10 protein-coding genes, 1 tRNA gene and 1 rRNA gene are annotated in these 18,335 nt (G+C 68.9%); 2 read left to right on the top strand and 10 right to left on the bottom strand.

Annotated elements, in window-relative coordinates:
• Positions 1-29: 29 nt before the first annotated feature.
• The 7 genes from ACWD02_RS17330 to ACWD02_RS17300 all read right to left on the bottom strand — a co-directional run bounded on the left by ACWD02_RS17330 (position 30) and on the right by ACWD02_RS17300 (position 13,333).
• A complete protein-coding gene (locus ACWD02_RS17330) occupies positions 30-614 on the bottom strand; it encodes a CinA family protein (protein ID WP_451210875.1) in 585 nt (194 codons plus the stop codon).
• On the bottom strand, positions 611-1,366 hold the full coding sequence (pgsA, locus tag ACWD02_RS17325) for a CDP-diacylglycerol--glycerol-3-phosphate 3-phosphatidyltransferase (RefSeq protein WP_451210872.1): 756 nt from the start codon (positions 1,364-1,366) through the stop codon (positions 611-613). The genes ACWD02_RS17330 and pgsA overlap by 4 nt, the downstream gene beginning before the upstream one ends.
• Entirely contained in the window at positions 1,363-2,856 is a 1,494-nt protein-coding gene (rimO, locus tag ACWD02_RS17320; RefSeq protein ID WP_451210869.1) for a 30S ribosomal protein S12 methylthiotransferase RimO, read from the bottom strand. The genes pgsA and rimO overlap by 4 nt, the downstream gene beginning before the upstream one ends.
• 66 nt (positions 2,857-2,922) lie before the next feature.
• Positions 2,923-3,810, bottom strand: a complete 888-nt coding sequence (locus ACWD02_RS17315; protein ID WP_451210866.1) for a helix-turn-helix domain-containing protein — start codon at positions 3,808-3,810, stop codon at positions 2,923-2,925.
• A gap of 188 nt (positions 3,811-3,998) precedes the next feature.
• Entirely contained in the window at positions 3,999-6,773 is a 2,775-nt protein-coding gene (locus tag ACWD02_RS17310; RefSeq protein ID WP_451210863.1) for a DNA translocase FtsK, read from the bottom strand.
• Positions 6,774-6,888: 115 nt separating this feature from the next.
• The gene (locus ACWD02_RS17305) at positions 6,889-7,572 is read right to left on the bottom strand and encodes a response regulator (RefSeq protein WP_160507566.1); all 684 of its coding nucleotides are present in this window, start codon (positions 7,570-7,572) and stop codon (positions 6,889-6,891) included.
• Positions 7,573-7,816: 244 nt separating this feature from the next.
• On the bottom strand, positions 7,817-13,333 hold the full coding sequence (locus ACWD02_RS17300) for a HAMP domain-containing protein (protein WP_451210860.1): 5,517 nt from the start codon (positions 13,331-13,333) through the stop codon (positions 7,817-7,819).
• Positions 13,334-13,606: 273 nt separating this feature from the next.
• Here ACWD02_RS17300 and ACWD02_RS17295 point away from each other — a divergent pair, with 273 nt between their 5' ends.
• Positions 13,607-16,270 carry a SpoIIE family protein phosphatase gene (locus tag ACWD02_RS17295; protein WP_451210857.1) on the top strand — a complete coding sequence of 888 codons (2,664 nt, stop codon included), beginning with the start codon at positions 13,607-13,609 and terminating at the stop codon, positions 16,268-16,270.
• An 83-nt stretch (positions 16,271-16,353) separates the two neighbouring features.
• Here ACWD02_RS17295 and ACWD02_RS17290 read toward each other — a convergent pair.
• Positions 16,354-16,426: transfer RNA gene (locus ACWD02_RS17290), tRNA-Thr, on the bottom strand.
• Between the two features lie 116 nt (positions 16,427-16,542).
• On the opposite strand from ACWD02_RS17290, the gene ACWD02_RS17285 reads away from it, so the two are divergent.
• Positions 16,543-17,460: an alpha/beta hydrolase family esterase gene (locus tag ACWD02_RS17285; protein WP_451210854.1), complete on the top strand. Its 918-nt coding sequence runs from the start codon at positions 16,543-16,545 to the stop codon at positions 17,458-17,460.
• A 12-nt stretch (positions 17,461-17,472) separates the two neighbouring features.
• Here ACWD02_RS17285 and ACWD02_RS17280 read toward each other — a convergent pair whose 3' ends face one another.
• Both ACWD02_RS17280 and rrf read right to left on the bottom strand, forming a co-directional pair.
• Entirely contained in the window at positions 17,473-18,135 is a 663-nt protein-coding gene (locus ACWD02_RS17280; RefSeq protein WP_451210851.1) for a DegT/DnrJ/EryC1/StrS family aminotransferase, read from the bottom strand.
• Positions 18,136-18,249: 114 nt separating this feature from the next.
• Positions 18,250-18,335, bottom strand: a 5S ribosomal RNA gene (rrf, locus tag ACWD02_RS17275); the annotation flags it as partial.

The following is an 18,335-nucleotide window of genomic DNA, read 5'->3' as shown; positions in this document are numbered from 1 at the left end:
GATGTCGTGTTCACTCAGGGCTGCAAACATCAAGTCCCCCCGTTCTGTTCCGTATCCTGTGCCCGCCCGTTCCCGGCACGTTCGCCGGACAGCCGCTCGACCAGCAGCGTGAGCACGCTCCGTACACTCTCCATACGGATGTCCGAACGCTCACCGTTCAACCGCAGAGCGGCGACTTTCCCCTCAGAGCGAAGAACGGAATCCGCGCCGCCGACGGCGGCCCCAGGCGCCGCGTCCGGGGGTTTCGGCCCGGCGACCGCCACGAAGACCGTCCCGACCGCCTGACCGTCCTGCGGCTCCGGCCCCGCGACGCCCGTGGTGGCGATCCCCCAGTCCGCGCCCATGACCTTGCGCACACCCGCCGCCATCTGCAGCGCCACCTCGGCGTCCACGGCACCCCGCTCGGCCAGCAGAGTGCCGTCGACCCCGAGCACCTCGTGCTTCAGGTCGGTCGCGTACGCCGTCACGGACCCCCGGAGGACTCGCGAGGCTCCCGGTACCGCCGTCATCTCGGCGGCCACCAGGCCCCCGGTGAGCGATTCGGCGACGGCCAGCGTCTCGCCACGCTCCTGAAGAAGCCGCAGCACCTGCGCGGCCAGACCGAGGGACGTCACGGAGCCGACTCCCGGGTCCCTTCGCCGGAAGCGGAGGCCGATGCCTCGGCGGCTGCCGCTGCCGCCTCCGCGGCCGCGGCGGAGGCCAGCGACGCCGCCTGCGCCTCGGCGAGGCCCGAGCGCCGCAGCAGGATCGCCTGGCGCACGTAGTCGAGCCCGGTCAGGACGGTCAGGACGACGGCGACCGTCATCACCCAGAACCTCAGCGTGGCGAGCGGCCCGGTCAGCGCCAGGACGTACATCCCGGCGGCCACGCCCTGCCAGAGCGTCTTCATCTTGCCGCCGCGGCTGGCCGGAATGACGCCGAAGCGGATCACCCAGAAGCGCAGCAGTGTGATCGCGAGCTCACGTCCGAGAATGACGCCCGTCACCCACCACGGCAGATCGCCGAGGTACGAGAGGCAGATCAGCGCGGCACCCATGATCGCCTTGTCGGCGATGGGGTCGGCGATCTTCCCGAAGTCCGTGACCAGGTTGTACGTACGTGCGAGGTGCCCGTCGAACAGGTCCGTGATCATGGCGACGGCGAACGCCGCCCAGGCCCATGCACGCCAGGCCGGGTCGTACCCGCCGTCGGCGAGCAGGAGCATCACGAAGCCGGGCACGAGCAGCAGCCGGATCACCGTCAACAAGTTGGCGACGTTCCACACGCTGGCCTGATTGACGGCCGCAGCGCCCAACTTTCCGCCGCGCACCGGCTTGGCGCCCTGCGCGCCGGAGCCGCCCGCCGCGGATGCCGGGACTCCGGTCATCTGCGTGCCTCCTCGGCCGGGATCCGGGGCGGGTCGCCCAGGATTTCGCTGTACTCAGCCACCAGGTCCACGCCTTCCGTGCCGACCACCTTTGCCACGACCATACGGCCGACCTGCAGATCTTCCCCACCCGTGGCGCCCGTGAAGCGGATCTGGCCGTCCGTCTCGGGCGCCTGGTGAGCCGCCCGGCCGATCGCGCCGTCCTCCTCGTCCACGGACTCCACGAGCACCTCGACGGTCTCACCGAGACGGTCGTCGGCGCGCTGTGAGGTCAGTTCCTCGGCGAGCCGCGAGATACGCGCGAGCCGCTCGTCGACGACGTCCTGGTCCAGCTTGTGCTCGTACGTCGCCGCTTCGGTGCCCTCCTCGTCGGAGTACCCGAAGACGCCGATGGCGTCCAGCCGCGCACCCGTGAGGAACCGCTCGAGCTCGTCCACGTCGGCCTCGGTCTCGCCGGGGAAGCCCACGATGAAGTTGGACCGCACGCCGGCCTGCGGCGCCTTCGTACGGATGGTGTCCAAGAGCTCCAGGAAGCGGTCGGTGTCCCCGAAGCGCCGCATCGCCCGCAGCACACCGGGGGCGGAGTGCTGGAAGGACAGGTCGAAGTAGGGGGCGACCTTCTCCGTGGACGTCAGGACGTCGATGAGCCCGGGGCGCATCTCGGCGGGCTGGAGGTAGCTGACGCGCACCCGCTCGATCCCGTCGACGGCGGCCAGCTCGGGCAGCAGCGTCTCCAGGAGACGAATGTCACCGAGGTCCTTGCCGTACGAGGTGTTGTTCTCGGAGACGAGCATGACCTCCTTGACGCCCTGCTCGGCCAGCCAGCGCGTCTCGCCGAGCACGTCCGAGGGGCGCCGCGAGATGAAGGACCCGCGGAAGGAGGGGATGGCGCAGAACGAGCAGCGCCGGTCACAGCCGGAGGCCAGCTTCACCGAGGCGACGGGGTTGGTGCCCAGGCGACGCCGCAGCGGGGCACGCGGCCCCGAGGCGGGCGCGAGGCCTTCGGGCAGGTCCATGGGCGCGTGGCCGGGCAGCGCGACGTCCGAGCCCGCCTCCTGCCGCTCCGCGGGGCTGATCGGAAGGAGCTTGCGCCGGTCGCGCGGGGTGTGGGCCTCGACACTGCCACCGCTCAGGATGGTGTTCAGGCGGGTGGAGATGTCGGAGTAGTCGTCGAAACCGAGGACACCATCGGCTTCGGGAAGGGCGTCGGCAAGCTCCTTGCCGTACCGCTCGGCCATGCAGCCGACCGCGACGACGGCCTGGGTCTTGCCATGGCCCTTGAGATCATTGGCTTCCAGCAGGGCGTCGACGGAGTCCTTCTTGGCGGCTTCGACGAATCCACAGGTGTTGACCACGGCGACATCCGCGTCTTCGGCGGCCTCGACGAGCTGCCAGCCGTCCGCCTCCAAGCGGCCTGCGAGCTCCTCCGAGTCCACCTCGTTACGGGCGCAGCCAAGAGTGACAAGGGCGACGGTACGGCGTTCGGGCATGTTCTCAAGACTACTTCGTCCCTGCCCGGGCCCCCGCCGCGAGGGTCCGGGCCGCCGTCACAGGCCTCAGCCGACCTGGGGGTCGCCCTTGGTGTACGTGAGCCGCTCGACCTGGCCGGGCTCGAATTCGTTGTCGACCGTCTTGCCGTTCACGAACAGATGGATCGCGCCCGCGTCGCCGAGGACCAGGTCGATCTTCTGCTTGTCCTGGAAGGTCTTCGACTTGCCCTGCTCCAGGACGCCGTCGAAGAGCGTCCGGCCGTTGTGGTCCTTGGCCGAGATCCAGCTTCGGCCGTCCGCGGCGTTGACCTTGACGGTGACCTTGTCCTGGGGGGCGCCGGCGATCGCGCTGTCCGACGGGTCCGGCTTGGGGTCGGCGGGCTTGTTCGGCGCGGGCTTGCTGGCGGGCTTGCTGGTGGCCGGCGTGGCACCCTCGGCAACCTGCGACTTCGATCCGTCCTCCTCGCCGCCGCCGCTGAACGCGGTGAAGCCGACGAAGCCAACGACCGCGACGATCGCGGCGACCATGGCCGCGGTCCAGTTCGGACGGCTCCGGTCGGACCTGATCCGCTCGGCCTCGAAGAGCGGCGCCGCGGGGGTGGGCGCGGGCGGACGACCGCCGTGCGCCTCGTCGTACTGGGCCAGCAGGAGGGCGGGATCGAGCCCCACGGCACGCGCGAGGGTACGGATGTGGCCGCGGGCGTACACATCTCCGCCACATCGGGAGAAGTCGTCCTGTTCGATCGCGTGCACGATCGGGATGCGCACCCGAGTGGACGTACTGATCTCGTCGACGGTCAGGCCCGCGTCGATGCGTGCCTGCTGCAGCGTGCGCCCGATGGAGGGCCGGTCGTCAGCCGGACTCTCGGCTGCCGGACGGTCGTCCGCGGGCAGGTCGTCAGTGGGTCGGTGGTCTGAAGGGCGGTCGTCTTCAGGGGAGTTGCCGATGGACACGGGGGCGCCTTTCGAGCGTGTAGCCACCTGCCGGATGTTCAGTCTAGGGGGGTTCCCGAAGGGTGGGGCAACTGGGCGACGGACTTTGTACGCCATCGGAATGGCGGGACATCCTGATGGTGGGGCACGGTGCCTTCCCTCCCCTCAACTTGACGTATGCGGAAGAGAAACGGTTGCCTGCCGCTCCCTTATGGGTGAGCCTCCCCGCGGATCACGGCCAGCACGCCATCCAGCTCATCGGGTTTCACAAGAACGTCACGAGCCTTTGAGCCTTCGCTGGGACCCACGATGCCGCGCGACTCCATGAGGTCCATGAGCCTTCCGGCCTTCGCGAAACCGACGCGCAGCTTGCGCTGGAGCATCGACGTGGAGCCGAATTGGGTGGAAACGACCAGCTCAGCGGCCTGGCAGAGCAAATCGAGATCGTCGCCGATGTCCTCGTCGATCTCCTTCTTCTGCTTGGTGGAGACGGTGACGTCCTCCCGGAAGACGGGCGCCATCTGGTCCTTGCAGTGCTGGACGACCGCGTGGATCTCGTCCTCGGTGACGAAAGCGCCCTGCATACGGGTGGGTTTGTTCGCGCCCATCGGCAGGAAGAGCCCGTCACCCTTGCCGATCAGCTTCTCGGCACCCGGCTGGTCGAGGATGACGCGGCTGTCGGCGAGCGACGAGGTCGCGAAGGCGAGCCGCGAGGGCACATTCGCCTTGATCAGACCGGTCACGACGTCCACGGAAGGCCGCTGTGTGGCGAGGACCAGATGGATGCCCGCCGCACGGGCGAGCTGCGTGATGCGCACGATCGAGTCCTCGACGTCGCGCGGGGCGACCATCATCAGGTCGGCGAGCTCGTCGACGATCACCAGGAGGTACGGGTAGGGGCTGAGCTCACGCTCACTGCCCTCGGGCGTCTTGAGCTTGCCCTCGCGGACGGCCTGGTTGAAGTCGTCGATGTGCCGGTAGCCGAACGCCGCCAGGTCGTCGTAGCGCAGATCCATCTCGCGCACGACCCACTGGAGGGCTTCGGCGGCCCGCTTGGGGTTGGTGATGATGGGCGTGATCAGGTGCGGGATGCCCTCGTACGCGGTGAGCTCGACGCGCTTGGGGTCGACGAGGACCATCCGTACGTCCTCGGGGGTCGCCCGCATCATGATCGACGTGATCAGACAGTTGATGCACGAGGACTTACCGGAGCCGGTGGCTCCGGCGACCAGGATGTGCGGCATCTTCGCCATGTTGGCCATGACGTAGCCACCCTCGACGTCCTTGCCGAGCGCCACCAGCATGGGGTGATCGTCCTCGGCCGCGTCCGCCAGACGGAGCACGTCGCCCACGTTGACCATCTCGCGGTCGGTGTTGGGGATCTCGATGCCGACCGCGGACTTGCCGGGGATGGGACTGATGATGCGGACGTCGGGGCTGGCGACCGCGTACGCGATGTTCTTGGCCAGAGCCGTGATCTTCTCGACCTTCACGGCCGGGCCGAGCTCGATCTCGTACCGCGTGACGGTCGGGCCGCGCGTGAATCCGGTGACGTCCGCGTCAACCTTGAACTCGCTGAAGACGTTGCTGAGCGAGGCGACGACCGCGTCGTTCGCGGCGCTGCGGGTCTTGCCGGGGCCGCCGCGCTCCAGCAGGTCGAGCGCGGGCAGCGAGTACGTGATGTCGCCGGCCAACTGCAGTTGCTCGGCCCGCGGTGGCAGGTCCCGCGCCTTCTCCGGGGCGGACTTGGTCAGGTCCGGCACTCCGGAGTCGTCGGACTCGCCGGGCTTCTTCCTTCGCACGCCGGGCGGCGGGCTGTCCGTGGCGCGCGCGGTCGGCACCGGGGCGGAGCTCTCCGCGGGCGTCTCGGGCGGCTCGGGCTTCTCCTTGCGCTCCCCGGAGACGCCCTGTGTCAGGTCGGCGACCAGCGGCGAGGGCGGCATGCCGTGCAGAACGGCGCCGTCCAGCGCGGCGGCCGCCGCGGCGGCCACGTCCACGGCGTCCATCGGGCGGTCCAGAGAGGGCTGTGCGGCCCTGCGGGGCCTGCGGCGCCGGGTGAGCGCCTCTTCCTCCGCCTGGCCCGGGGCGTACGCCTCAGGGGCCTCCGCGCGCCTGCGTGAGCGGGCGGGCAGCGCCTCGCGCCACTGCTCCTCGTAGCGCTCGTCGTCCGCGTAGTCACCCGGCATCGCTTCGGGTTCGGGCTGGACGATGCCGAGCTTGACGCCGAGCAGCCGCAGTCGCTGCGGAATGGCGTTGACGGGCGTCGCCGTCACCACGAGCAGCCCGAAGACGGTGAGCAGGACGAGCAGCGGTACGGCGAGGACCTCGCCCATGGTGAAGATCAGCGGGGTCGACATGGCCCAGCCGATGAGTCCGCCCGCGTCCCTTATGGCCGCCATGCCGTCCGCGCGGGCGGGCGAACCGCAGGCGATGTGCACCTGGCCGAGCACGCCGATCACGAGGGCGGACAGGCCGATCACGATGCGGCCGTTCGCCTCGGGCTTCTCGGGGTGCCGGATGAGGCGTACGCCGATGACCGCGAGCAGTATCGGAAGGAGCAGGTCGAGGCGGCCGAACGCGCCGGTCACCAGCATCTCGACGAGTTCCCCGACGGGACCGCGCAGATTCGACCACGTGCCCGCGGCGACGATCAGCGCGATGCCGAGCAGCAGCAGCGCGAGGCCGTCCTTGCGGTGCGCGGGATCCAGTCCCTTCGCGCCGCGCCCTATGCCGCGGAACAGCGCGCCCACACTGTGCGCGAGACCGAGCCACAGGGCGCGCGCCAGGCGGTACACGCCGCCCGTGGGACTGGGCGCCGGCTTGGGCACGGGCTTCTTCGCCACGACTTTCTTGGCGGGCGCCTTCTTCGCCGGAGCCTTCTTGGCGGGCGGCTTCTTGGCGACGGCCTTCCGCGCCGGAGCCTTTGTGGGCGCGGCCGCCTTCTTCGCGGGCGTCTTCTTGGCTGCGGACGGACGTGAGGCCATGGGTCTGAGGTTACCGGTGCAGGCCACTGCGGACACGTGTGCCTACTGCTTCACCCGTTTGTGTCGCCCTTGCGGCGGCGGTGAACTGACGGATGTTCACCGTCGCCGCGTCGGATCAACTCTGCGAGGACACCGAAGGCGCACCGCTTCCGGTGCCCGGCTCCAGGGCGTCAAGAGCCCGCCGGAGGCCGGTGAGTTTGCGTTCGAGATGGGCAGCGGTGGCAACTGCGGCGGCGTCCGCCGAGTCGTCGTCCAACTGCTTCGAGAGCGCCTCGGCCTGTTCCTCGACGGCTGCCAGGCGCGCGGAAAGCTCGGCGAGCAGCCCGGCGGGCTCCTTCGCGTCACCCGCCGCGGACTTGCCGCCGCCTTCCAGCTGGAGCCGCAGCAGCGCTGCCTGCTCCCGCAGTTGGCAGTTCTTCATGTACAGCTCGACGAACACCGAGACCTTCGCGCGCAGCACCCACGGATCGAACGGCTTGGAGATGTAGTCCACCGCACCGGCCGCGTACCCGCGGAACGTGTGATGCGGGCCGTGGTTGATGGCGGTGAGGAAGATGATCGGGATGTCCCGGGTCCGTTCTCGCCGCTTGATGTGCGCGGCGGTTTCGAAACCGTCCATGCCTGGCATCTGGACGTCCAGCAGAATGACCGCGAAGTCGTCCGTGAGTAGTGCTTTGAGCGCTTCCTCCCCGGACGATGCCCGTACCAGGGTCTGATCGAGCGCAGAGAGGATGGCCTCCAGCGCCAGCAGATTCTCCGGCCGGTCATCGACCAGGAGGATCTTGGCCTTCTGCACCATGGCCCGCCCTCCTCGCCCCGGCGGTACACCGGGCGCCGCCCCAGGGGACGACTCCCTTACGCCGTCCGTCCTTGTGCCGGTCATGGTAGCCGCACCCCGCCTGTCGCCACACCCTGTCACCGCGATGTCACTGTGCACGTAGCAGAAACGCAGTGGGAGACCAGAAGGTTCCCCGAATACCGCGCCTCTACACGGCCTCAACCACACTCTGTCAGCAACTCCGCGTGATGAAGCCTCTTCTCGGTCACTCCCCGCGCATCCACTGCTCCATCACCGAGAGCAGATGATCCGGGTCGACCGGCTTCGTAACGTAATCGGACGCCCCGGAGTCGATGGCCTTCTCCCGGTCGCCCTTCATGGCCTTCGCGGTGAGCGCGATGATCGGCAGCCCGGCGAACTGCGGCATCCTGCGGATCGCCGTCGTCGTCGCGTACCCGTCCATCTCCGGCATCATGATGTCCATCAGGACGACCGTCACGTCGTCGTGCTGTTCCAGGACTTCGATGCCCTCACGGCCGTTCTCCGCGTACAGCACCGAGAGCCCGTGCTGCTCCAGGACGCTGGTGAGCGCGAACACGTTGCGGATGTCGTCGTCGACGATGAGCACCTTCTCGCCGCCGAAGTTGTGGCCCGGCCGCGCCTCGGCCGCCTCCTGCTGCCCCGGGGTCGGCCACTGCTCCTGCGAGCGCTGCTCCTGAGGCTCGGCGACACCCTGCCCCGGCAGCACCGGCGGCTGCTCCGAAGAGGCGTGCGCGGCACGGCGCCGGCGCCTGAAGAGCGTCCCGGAGTCCGGCATCGCGTCCAGCTGCGGCGGCGTGACTCCCTCGCTCTGCGCGGGCTGCTCGGCCGTGGACGCGCCCTCCTCCAGGGCGGGCCTCGCGACCGTGCCCGGCAGGGGTGACAGTTGCGAGTAACCCTGCGGCGGCAGTTCGCTCGGGTGCAGCGGCAAATAGAGCGTGAACGTCGATCCGCGGCCCGGTTCGCTCGCCGCGTGGATCTCACCGCCCAGGAGACGCGCGATCTCCCGGCTGATGGACAGCCCGAGGCCCGTGCCGCCGTACTTCCTGCTCGTCGTTCCGTCGGCCTGCTTGAACGCCTCGAAGATGACCCGCATCTTGCTGCCCGCGATACCGATGCCGGTGTCGCTCACCGAGAACGCGATCAGATCCGCGTCCGCGTCACGCAGCGAACCCGCCTCCAGGAGCTGTTCGCGGATGGCGTTGGGCACGTCGGCGTTCGCGTGCCTGATCACCAGCTCGACCGCTCCGGAGTCGGTGAACTTCACCGCGTTGGACAGGAGGTTGCGAAGCACCTGGAGGAGCCGCTGCTCGTCCGTGTGCAGCGTGGCCGGCAGCTCCGGAGACACCCGTACGGAGAAGTCGAGCCCCTTCTCTGCGGTCAGCGGCCGGAAAGTGGCCTCTACGTAGTCCACGAGTTGCACCAGGGCGATGCGCGTCGGGGAGACGTCCATCTTGCCCGCCTCGACCTTCGACAGGTCGAGGATGTCGTTGATGAGCTGCAGCAGGTCCGAACCCGCGCCGTGGATCGTCTCGGCGAACTCCACCTGCTTGGGCGTGAGGTTGGCGTCGGCGTTGTCGGCGAGCAACTTGGCCAGGATCAGCAGGGAGTTGAGCGGCGTACGCAGCTCGTGCGACATGTTCGCCAGGAACTCGGACTTGTAGCGCATGGAGACCGCGAGCTGTTCGGCACGCTCCTCCAGGACCTGCCTGGCCTCTTCGATCTCGGTGTTCTTGACCTCGATGTCGCGGTTCTGCTGGGCCAGCAGCTCGGCCTTCTCCTCCAGTTCGGCGTTGGAGTCCTGCAGTGCCTTCTGCCGGTTCTCCAACTCCGCCGAGCGCTCGCGCAGTTGCTCGGTGAGCTCCTGCGACTGCTTGAGCAGCACCTCGGTCTTCGTGTTGACGCTGATGGTGTTGACGCTCGTCGCGATCATCTCGGCGATCTGGCTGAGGAAGTCCTTCTGGATCTGCGTGAACGGCTGGAAAGCGGCCAGCTCGATCACGCCGAGGACGGTCCCCTCGAAGAGCACCGGAAGGACGATCACCTGCGCGGGCGGCGCCTCACCGAGTCCGGACGCGATCCGCAGATAGCCGGAAGGCGCGTTCTCCACGAGGATCGTGCGCCGCTCCTGCGCCGCCGTGCCGATCAGCGTCTCGCCGGGCCGGAAGGACGTCGGCATGGAGCCCATGGAGTAGCCGTAACTGCCCATCATGCGCAGCTCGTACGCGTCACCCTGCTCGGCGCCGGGCTCCGGGGCGTCCTCCGTGGGCAGCGCCAGGAAGAACGCGCCGTGCTGTGCGGAGACCACCGGCGTCAGCTCGCTCATGATCAGCGAAGCCACGTCCGCGAGGTCCCGGCGGCCCTGCATCAGGCCGGAGATGCGGGCGAGGTTGCCCTTGAGCCAGTCCTGTTCCTTGTTGGCGAGGGTGGTGTCGCGGAGGTTGGCGATCATCGAGTTGATGTTGTCCTGAAGGACCTGGATCTCGCCCGCGGCATCCACGTCGATCTTCAGGTTCAGGTCGCCGCGCGTCACCGCGGTGGCGACCTCTGCGATGGCGCGTACCTGGCGCGTCAGGTTTCCGGCCATCTCGTTCACGGACTCGGTGAGGTCACGCCACGTGCCGTCGACGTCCCGAACCCGCGCCTGACCGCCCAACTGCCCTTCCGTGCCCACCTCGCGGGCCACGCGCGTGACCTGCTCGGCGAAGGACGACAGCTGGTCGACCATCGTGTTGATCGTGGTCTTCAGCTCCAGGATCTCGCCCCGGGCGTCGATGTCGATCTTCTTGGTCAGGTCGCCCTTGGCGATCGCGGTGGTGACCATCGCGATGTTGCGGACCTGGCCGGTGAGGTTGGAGGCCATGCCGTTCACGGACTCCGTCAGGTCCTTCCACGTGCCCGACACTCCGGGCACCCGGGCCTGACCGCCGAGGATGCCGTCCGTGCCCACCTCACGGGCCACCCGGGTCACCTCGTCCGCGAACGAACTCAGCGTCTTCACCATCGTGTTGACGGTGTCGGCGAGCTGCGCGACCTCGCCGCGCGCCTCGACGGTGACCTTCTTGGTCAGGTCTCCGTTGGCGACCGCCGCCGCGACCTGGGAGATGTTGCGCACCTGACCGGTCAGGTTGTTGGCCATCAGGTTGACGTTGTCGCTGAGGTCCTTCCAGGTGCCCGTGACGCCCGGAACCCGCGCCTGACCACCCAGGTTGCCCTCGGTGCCCACTTCGCGGGCCACGCGGTTGACCTGCTCCGCGAAGTTGGAGAGCTGATCCACCATCGTGTTCACGGTGGTGACGAGCTCGAGGATCTCGCCCTTCGCGTCGACGGTGATCTTCTTGGAGAGGTCGCCCATGGCGACGGCGGTGGTGACCTCGGCGATGTTGCGGACCTGAAGGGTCAGGTTGTTCGCCATGCCGTTCACGGACTGCGTGAGGTCCTTCCAGGTGCCGGAGACACCCTGCACCTCGGCCTGGCCGCCCAGGATGCCGTCGGTGCCCACCTCGCGGGCCACCCGCGTCACCTGCTCGGCGAAGGCGGAGAGCTGGTCCACCATCGTGTTGAGGGTGTTCTTCAGCTCCAGGATCTCGCCGCGCGCGTCCACGTCGATCTTCTGCGACAGGTCACCTCGCGCCACCGCGGTGGCGACCTGCGCGATGTTGCGCACCTGGGCGGTGAGGTTGCCGGCCATGCCGTTCACGGAGTCGGTCAGATCGCGCCAAACTCCGGCCACTCCGGGCACCTGCGCCTGACCGCCGAGGCGGCCCTCCGTGCCCACCTCGCGGGCCACCCGGGTCACCTGGTCGGCGAAGGCCGAGAGCTGGTCGACCATCGTGTTGATGGTGTTCTTCAGCTCCAGGATCTCGCCGCGCGCGTCCACGTCGATCTTCTGGGAGAGGTCACCGCGGGCCACCGCCGTGGTGACCTGGGCGATCTGACGTACCTGCGACGTCAGGTTCCCCGCCATGAAGTTGACGGAGTCGGTGAGTTCCTTCCAGGTGCCGCTGACGCCGTCCACGCGCGCCTGGCCGCCGAGGCGGCCCTCCGTACCCACGTCGCGCGCCATCCGCGTGACCTGATCGGCGAAGGACGACAGCTGATCCACCATCGTGTTCACGGTGTTCTTCAACTGAAGCATCTCGCCGGAGACGTCGACGGTGACCTTCTGCGACAGATCGCCGTTGGCGACCGCCGTCGTGACCTGCGCGATGTTGCGGACCTGCCCCGTGAGGTTGCGGAAGGCGGTGTTGACCGAGTCCGTCAGGTCCTTCCACGTGCCGGCCGCGCCCTGCACCTGCGCCTGACCGCCGAGCTCACCCTCGACACCGATCTCCCGCGCCACGCGCGTCACTTCGGCACCAAAGGCGGAGAGCTGGTCCACCATCGTGTTGACGGTGTTCTTCAGTTCGAGCATCTCGCCCGCGACATCGACGGTGACCTTCTGCGACAGATCGCCGTTGGCGACCGCCGTCGTCACCGTCGCGATGTCCCGCACCTGCGTGGTGAGGTTCCTGAAGACCGTGTTCACCGAGTCGGTGAGGTCCTTCCACGTCCCCGCGGCGCCCGGCACATTCGCCTGACCGCCCAGCTGCCCCTCCGCGCCGACCTCGTTCGCCACGCGGGTGACCTCGTCCGCGAACGTACGCAGCGTCTCGGTCATCTGATTGATGGTCTCGGCGAGTTGCGCGACCTCGCCGCGTGCGCTGACCGTCACCTTCTGGGACAGATCGCCGTTCGCCACGGCCGTCGTGACCTGGGCGATCCCACGCACCTGGGCGGTGAGATTGCCGGCCATAAGATTCACCGAATCGGTGAGGTCCTTCCACACACCCGCCACACCCGGCACCTGTGCCTGGCCGCCGAGCTCGCCTTCCGTGCCGACCTCGCGCGCGACGCGGGTCACCTCGGAGGAGAACGACGAGAGCTGGTCCACCATCGTGTTGACGGTGTTCTTCAGCTCCAGCATCTCGCCGGCGACGTGAACCGTCACCTTCCGCGACAAGTCACCCTTGGCGACCGCCGTCGTGACGAGAGCAATGTCACGCACCTGCGCGGTCAGCCGGTACGCCATCGTGTTCACCGAATCCGTGAGATCTTTCCACGAACCGGACATTCCGCGAACCCGGGCCTGGCCGCCCAGCTTGCCCTCCGTGCCCACCTCGCTGGCCACCCGCGTGACCTCGTCGGTGAACGTCGAGAGCTGGTCGACGAGGTTGTTGACCGTGCGCCCGACCTTCAGGAACTCCCCGCGCAGCGGGTGACCGCTCCCCTCGTCGACCTGCGCCCGCAGCTCCATCCGCTGCTCCAGGTCGCCCTCGGCGACCGCGGAGAGCACCCGCCCGACCTCGGAGACGGGGCGCACGAGGTCATCGACCAGCGCGTTCGACGCGTCGATCGCCGCCGCCCACGAGCCCTCGCTCGCGCCGGTCTCCAGGCGCTCCGTGAGTTTGCCCTCACGTCCGACCATCCGCCGGACCCGGGAAATCTCACCGGTCAGGTGCAGATTGCGGTCGGCCACCTCATTGAAGACGGCGGCGATCTCGGACATGACGTCGTCACCGGACACCGTGAGCCGCTTGCGGAAGTTTCCGTCCCGCATGGCCGCGAGCGCCGCGAGCAGCCTGTTCAGGGCCGCCGTGTCCACCGACGTGGTCGCCCCGTGGCGCGGTTTGCGCTGTTTGCTCTGGGACTGTCCGTCTTTCGCACGCGTTTTAGTGCCCCGCGTCGCTGCGCCAGACTCCACTGTGTCCCTCCCGCAAGGGTCGACCGTACTGCTCGGGTTACCTGGGCTCTCTCCAAGAAGCTTGCCCAGTGTTTCACCATGGCTGAACCAGGCCATAACAGTTCGGCAGCTTCGCACACCGTCCGCACACCCTCCGGGCGGAAACACTGACGACCGGCATCAGCATGGACGGCGAAGGTAAGTAACCTGGCATCCGGCTGTCCAACCACCCCGGTCCTGCCCGGCCTGGGCGGTGGCACACGTACAAGCGGGCATCGGAGGGGCGGCCGCACCATGGTGGGAGACTTGGGCGTCGATACTCGTACGAGGAGTTCTGTGATCACCGCGCGCGCGGCTGCGACTTTCGACCCCGTCGGGCGTTCCGTCGCGACGGCCCGCTCCTTTGTCCGCGACACCCTCCAGGGCTGGGGGTTCACGGACATCGTCGACGACGCCGTCGTCCTCACCAGCGAGCTCGTCACCAATGCCGTGGTGCACGCCGGAACCGCCGCCGACGTCCTCTGCCTGCGCAGCGAGGACGCCGTACGCATCGAGGTCTCCGACCACTACCCGGAACGCGAGATCCCGCTCCAGCAGGCCGCCGTGAACATGGGCAACCCGGACCGCGAGGGCGGTCGCGGCCTCCAGCTGTGCGCGGCGCTCGCCACCCGCTGGGGCGTCGACTACACCCCCACCCAGAAGCAGGTCTGGTTCCAACTCGACCTCCCCGACCGCTCCGTGGGCACCCGAGCCGCCGGCCCCGCCCTCCCCGCCGAGCTGCTCCCCCTCACCGACGGCAGGGTCCGCGTGGCCGTCGTCCAGATCGACCGCGTGGGCGCGATCTCCGCCTGGAACGAAGACGCCGAAGAACTCTTCGGGTACGCCGCCGAACAGGTCACCGGCAAACCGCTCACCGACTTCGCCGCCTGGCCGCACACTCCGGGCACCAGCACCGGCATCGTGGAAGCGCTCCAACTCTCCCGCTGGGAGGGCAGTTACGGCATCCGCGGCTCCGACGGCCGCGTGACCCCCGTCTACGCCTCACATCTGCGCGTGCGCGATGCCGACGGCGAACCCTCCACGGTCTGCCTGCTCGTCCGCGACGACGAGCGCGCCGTCCTGCAGACCCCGCTGCGCGGCCCCGCCCCCGAGCCCGGCGCGCTCACCGAGTCGCACACCGCCGACCCCTTCGAGGTCTTCATCGGCTCCCCGGCGCCGGACGACCTCGACGGCCTGCTCCAGCGCACGGTCGAACGCGCCCGCGACATGCTCGACGGCGACGCCGCCTTCCTGCTCCTCGCCACGGACGACGAGACGGAACTGGAGGTCCGCGCCTCCACGGGCCTGCCCTCCGCCCGCCAGCGCTTCGCCCGCGTCCCCGTGGAGGCCGGCCCCGGTCGCTACGGCTCCGCCCGCATGCCGGCCGTCCACGAGGACCTCACGGTCGTCCCCGGCGCCGTTCCGCTCCTCAGCGGCACGGGCATGCGCTCCGTGGTCACGGTCCCCTTGAAGGTCGAAGGGCGCCTCACGGGCTCCCTGGGCGTCGCCGCCGAGGCCCCCGACCGGTACTCCAACGAAGAAGCCCTGCGCCTCCAGTTCGCCGCCGACCGCATCGCCCTCGCCGTCGAGTCCGCGCGCCTCGGCGAGCTGGAACGCCTGCGCCGCGGCTCGCTCTCCTTCCTCGTCGAGGCATCGGACCTCCTCGCGGGCACCCTGGACCGCGACCAGACCCTGGCGCTCATGGCCCAGATGACGGTCCCGACGCTCGCCACCTGGTGCGCCGTCTACACGATCGCCGACCAGTCGTCCGAGCCCTACCTCTCGTACGTCCTCCATGAGGACGAGGAGCGCATCGACGGCCTGAAGGCTCTCCTCTCCAAGATCGCCCCTCCCGACCCCGTGCCGACCCCAGGAGCCCGCGTCTGGGCCGCCCCCTCGGAGGCCGCCCACCAGGCCGCCCTGCGCACCTCCATGCGCAGCCTGGGCCTCGGCGAGCCCCTGAGTCTGGGCTCGGGCATCGGCACGACGCTCTCCACTGCGTCGGCGGTGGGCGGCGAGACGGTCGTGTTGCCTCTGGTCGCCCGCAACCGCGTCATCGGCATGCTCACGCTGGGCAAGCCGTCCGACGAGCACTTCCGCCAAGAGATCCTGGAGCTGGCCGAAGACCTCTCCCGCCGAGCGGCCCTCGCCCTGGACAACGCCCGCCTGTACTCGGAGCGCATGGCCATCAGCCAGTCCCTCCAGCGCAGCCTGCTGCCGCCGGGGCTCCCGCAGATCCCGGGCGTCGAAGTCGACGTCATCTACCGCGCGGCCGGCGAGGGGAACGAAGTCGGCGGCGACTTCTACGACCTCTTCCCCATCCGCGACGGCGCGTACGGCTTCGCGATCGGCGACGTCTGCGGCACGGGCCCGGAGGCCGCCGCGGTCACCGGCCTGGCCCGCCACGCCCTGCGCCTCCTCGCCCGCGAGGGCTTCGGCGGCCCCGCCGTCCTGGAACGCCTGAACGCCGCGATTCTCGACGAAGGCGCCCGCAGCCGCTTCCTCACTCTCCTCTACGGGGAGTTGTGGCCGCAGGAGGACGGCTCCGCCGTACTGAAGATCGTCTGCGCCGGCCACCCGCTCCCGCTCCGCCTGCGCCAGGACGGAACGGTCGAGCCGTACGCGGAGCCGCAACCGCTCCTCGGCGTCATGGAGGACCTCGAGCTCTACGAACAGACGATGACGCTCGACCCGGGCGACGTCCTGCTCTGCGTGACGGACGGGGTCACCGAGCGCCGCGAAGGCACCCGCATGCTCGGCGACGACGGCCTCGCGGACGTCCTCACCACGTGCACGGGCCTCACCGCGGGCGCGGTCGCGGCCCGCATCATGCGCGCGGTCGAGCGCTTCGCGTCGGACGCCCCGTCGGACGACATGGCGATTCTTGCGATGCGCGTCCCGGACATCCACAAAGACTGACGATCTCGCGCCGGGGGCCTGGGCCCCCGGGCACAAAAAAGCCCCCGCCCAACTGGGCGGGGACTTTCCCGTCTTGCTCGCTGAGCCCCCATGCGGAATCGAACCGCAGACCTTCTCCTTACCATGGAGACGCTCTACCGACTGAGCTATAGGGGCCTGTTGCGCTTCGCGGTTTCCCGCTCGGCAACGGAATAGATCATACCTGAAATCGAAGGTGCCTCGAACCGACCGTTCCTCTGGACCGCCCGCACCGCCGCAGCCACTCTGCGCCCATGTCGACCCGACGTGGTACATCCATGCGGAACTCCTTACCCGTGGCGCTGGCCGCCCTGCTCCTGCCGCTCGCCGCCTGTGGGTCCGACGACGACAAGACCGCGGACCAGAAGCCCACCAAGAAGCCGCCGGCAGCGGAGACCCCGCGCCCTGGCGATCAGAAGGTCACGCTCACCTGGAAAGGCAAGAAGCGTGTCTACACGGTGCACGCCCCACCCGGCTACTCCCGCTCGGAAAAGCTCCCGCTGGTCATCGCCATGCACCCATATCCGGCCGACGGCGCGGCCGCGGCCACGATCAGCGGCCTCAGCGCCAAAGCGGACAAGGAGAAATTCCTCGTCGCCTATCCCGACGGCCTCAACCAAGCCTTCAACGCGCTGATCTGCTGCGGCACAGAGGACGACGTGGGCTTCATCCGTACGATCACGAAGAGGCTGACCAGCACCTGGAACGCCGACCCGGACCGCGTCTACGCGACCGGCATCTCCAACGGCGGTGACATGTCCTTCAAGCTGGCGGTCGAACTCCCCGACACCTTCGCGGCCATCGCCCCGGTCAGCGGCGGCTATCTCGGCCCCGACTCGGCGGACGACTCGTACATGCCGAAAACCCCTGTCTCCGTCATCACCTTCATCGGCGGCCTCGACGAGCACTACGCAGGGATGGACGAGGGCATCACGGCCTGGCAGAAACGCCTGTCCTGCAAGACGAGCCAACCCGAGAAACTCAAGAAGAAAATCAAGAGGACAACAGCCGAGTGCCGCGACGGCTCTACCGTGGTCGTCTACCGCTTGCCCGACATGGGCCACCCCTGGCCGGGCGGCGCGGGCGGCAGCATGTCGGACCCCACCGCGGGAATCAACGCGACGGACCTGATGTGGGAGTTCTTCAAGTCTCACCCCAGGGAAGCGCCTTAGCGCACGCGGCTCTCAGAATGCCGGCTGGAGAAGCCCGCCGAGCGCGTTGCAGGCGGACACCACACGCTGCAGCTCACGCCGAGACATCGACGCGTCGACCGGCAGCGCCAGAGTGTCGTCCGCGGCACGCTCGGTCTCCGGCAGATAGACGTCCCGCCAGAACTTGGGCGTGCGGTGAACGGGCGTCTTCACGGGCACCCGGCAGTCAATTCCCTTGGCCCGCACGGCACGCGCGAACGCGTCCCGGTCCGGCCGCCCGTTGCCGGGCACCCGCACGACGTACTGCTGATAGCTGTGCCCCTCGACACCGTCCGGGGTGATCACACCGCCGAGCCGCCCGCTGAGGTAGGCCGCGTGAGCCCGCCGCCGCGCACGCTCGTCGTACGGTGCGTCCGACTCGCCCTGCTCCAGTACGAGAATGCCGTGCCGCATCCCGACGTCCCGAAGCCGCCTTACGTCAGCCGGGTGCCCGAAGCGGTGCACGACGGCGACGGCGGCCGTATGGGCAGTCACCGCGGCGGCCACCGCGTCAGCATCGAGGCAGTACGACGCCCGATCTATGTCCGCGAACACGGGCACGGCGCCCGCCATGACCACGGCCTCGGCAATCTCGGCATTCCCGTATGCCGGCACGATGACCTCGTCACCGGCACCGACACCTGCGGCTCGCAACATGCCAACTGTCTGCATGACTCCGATGCTGGCGGCGGAACGTGAACGGCAAGTGACACAAAACAAAAAAGAGCTGGTCCCTGAACCGAAGTTCAGGGACCAGCTCTATTAATAATAGTTCGGCGGCGTCCTACTCTCCCACAGGGTCCCCCCTGCAGTACCATCGGCGCTGTGAGGCTTAGCTTCCGGGTTCGGAATGTAAC

Source organism: Streptomyces sp. NPDC002853, from assembly GCF_053591915.1.
The sequence above is the reverse complement of the archived record's forward strand: the minus strand, read 5'-3'. Positions and strand labels throughout refer to the sequence as shown.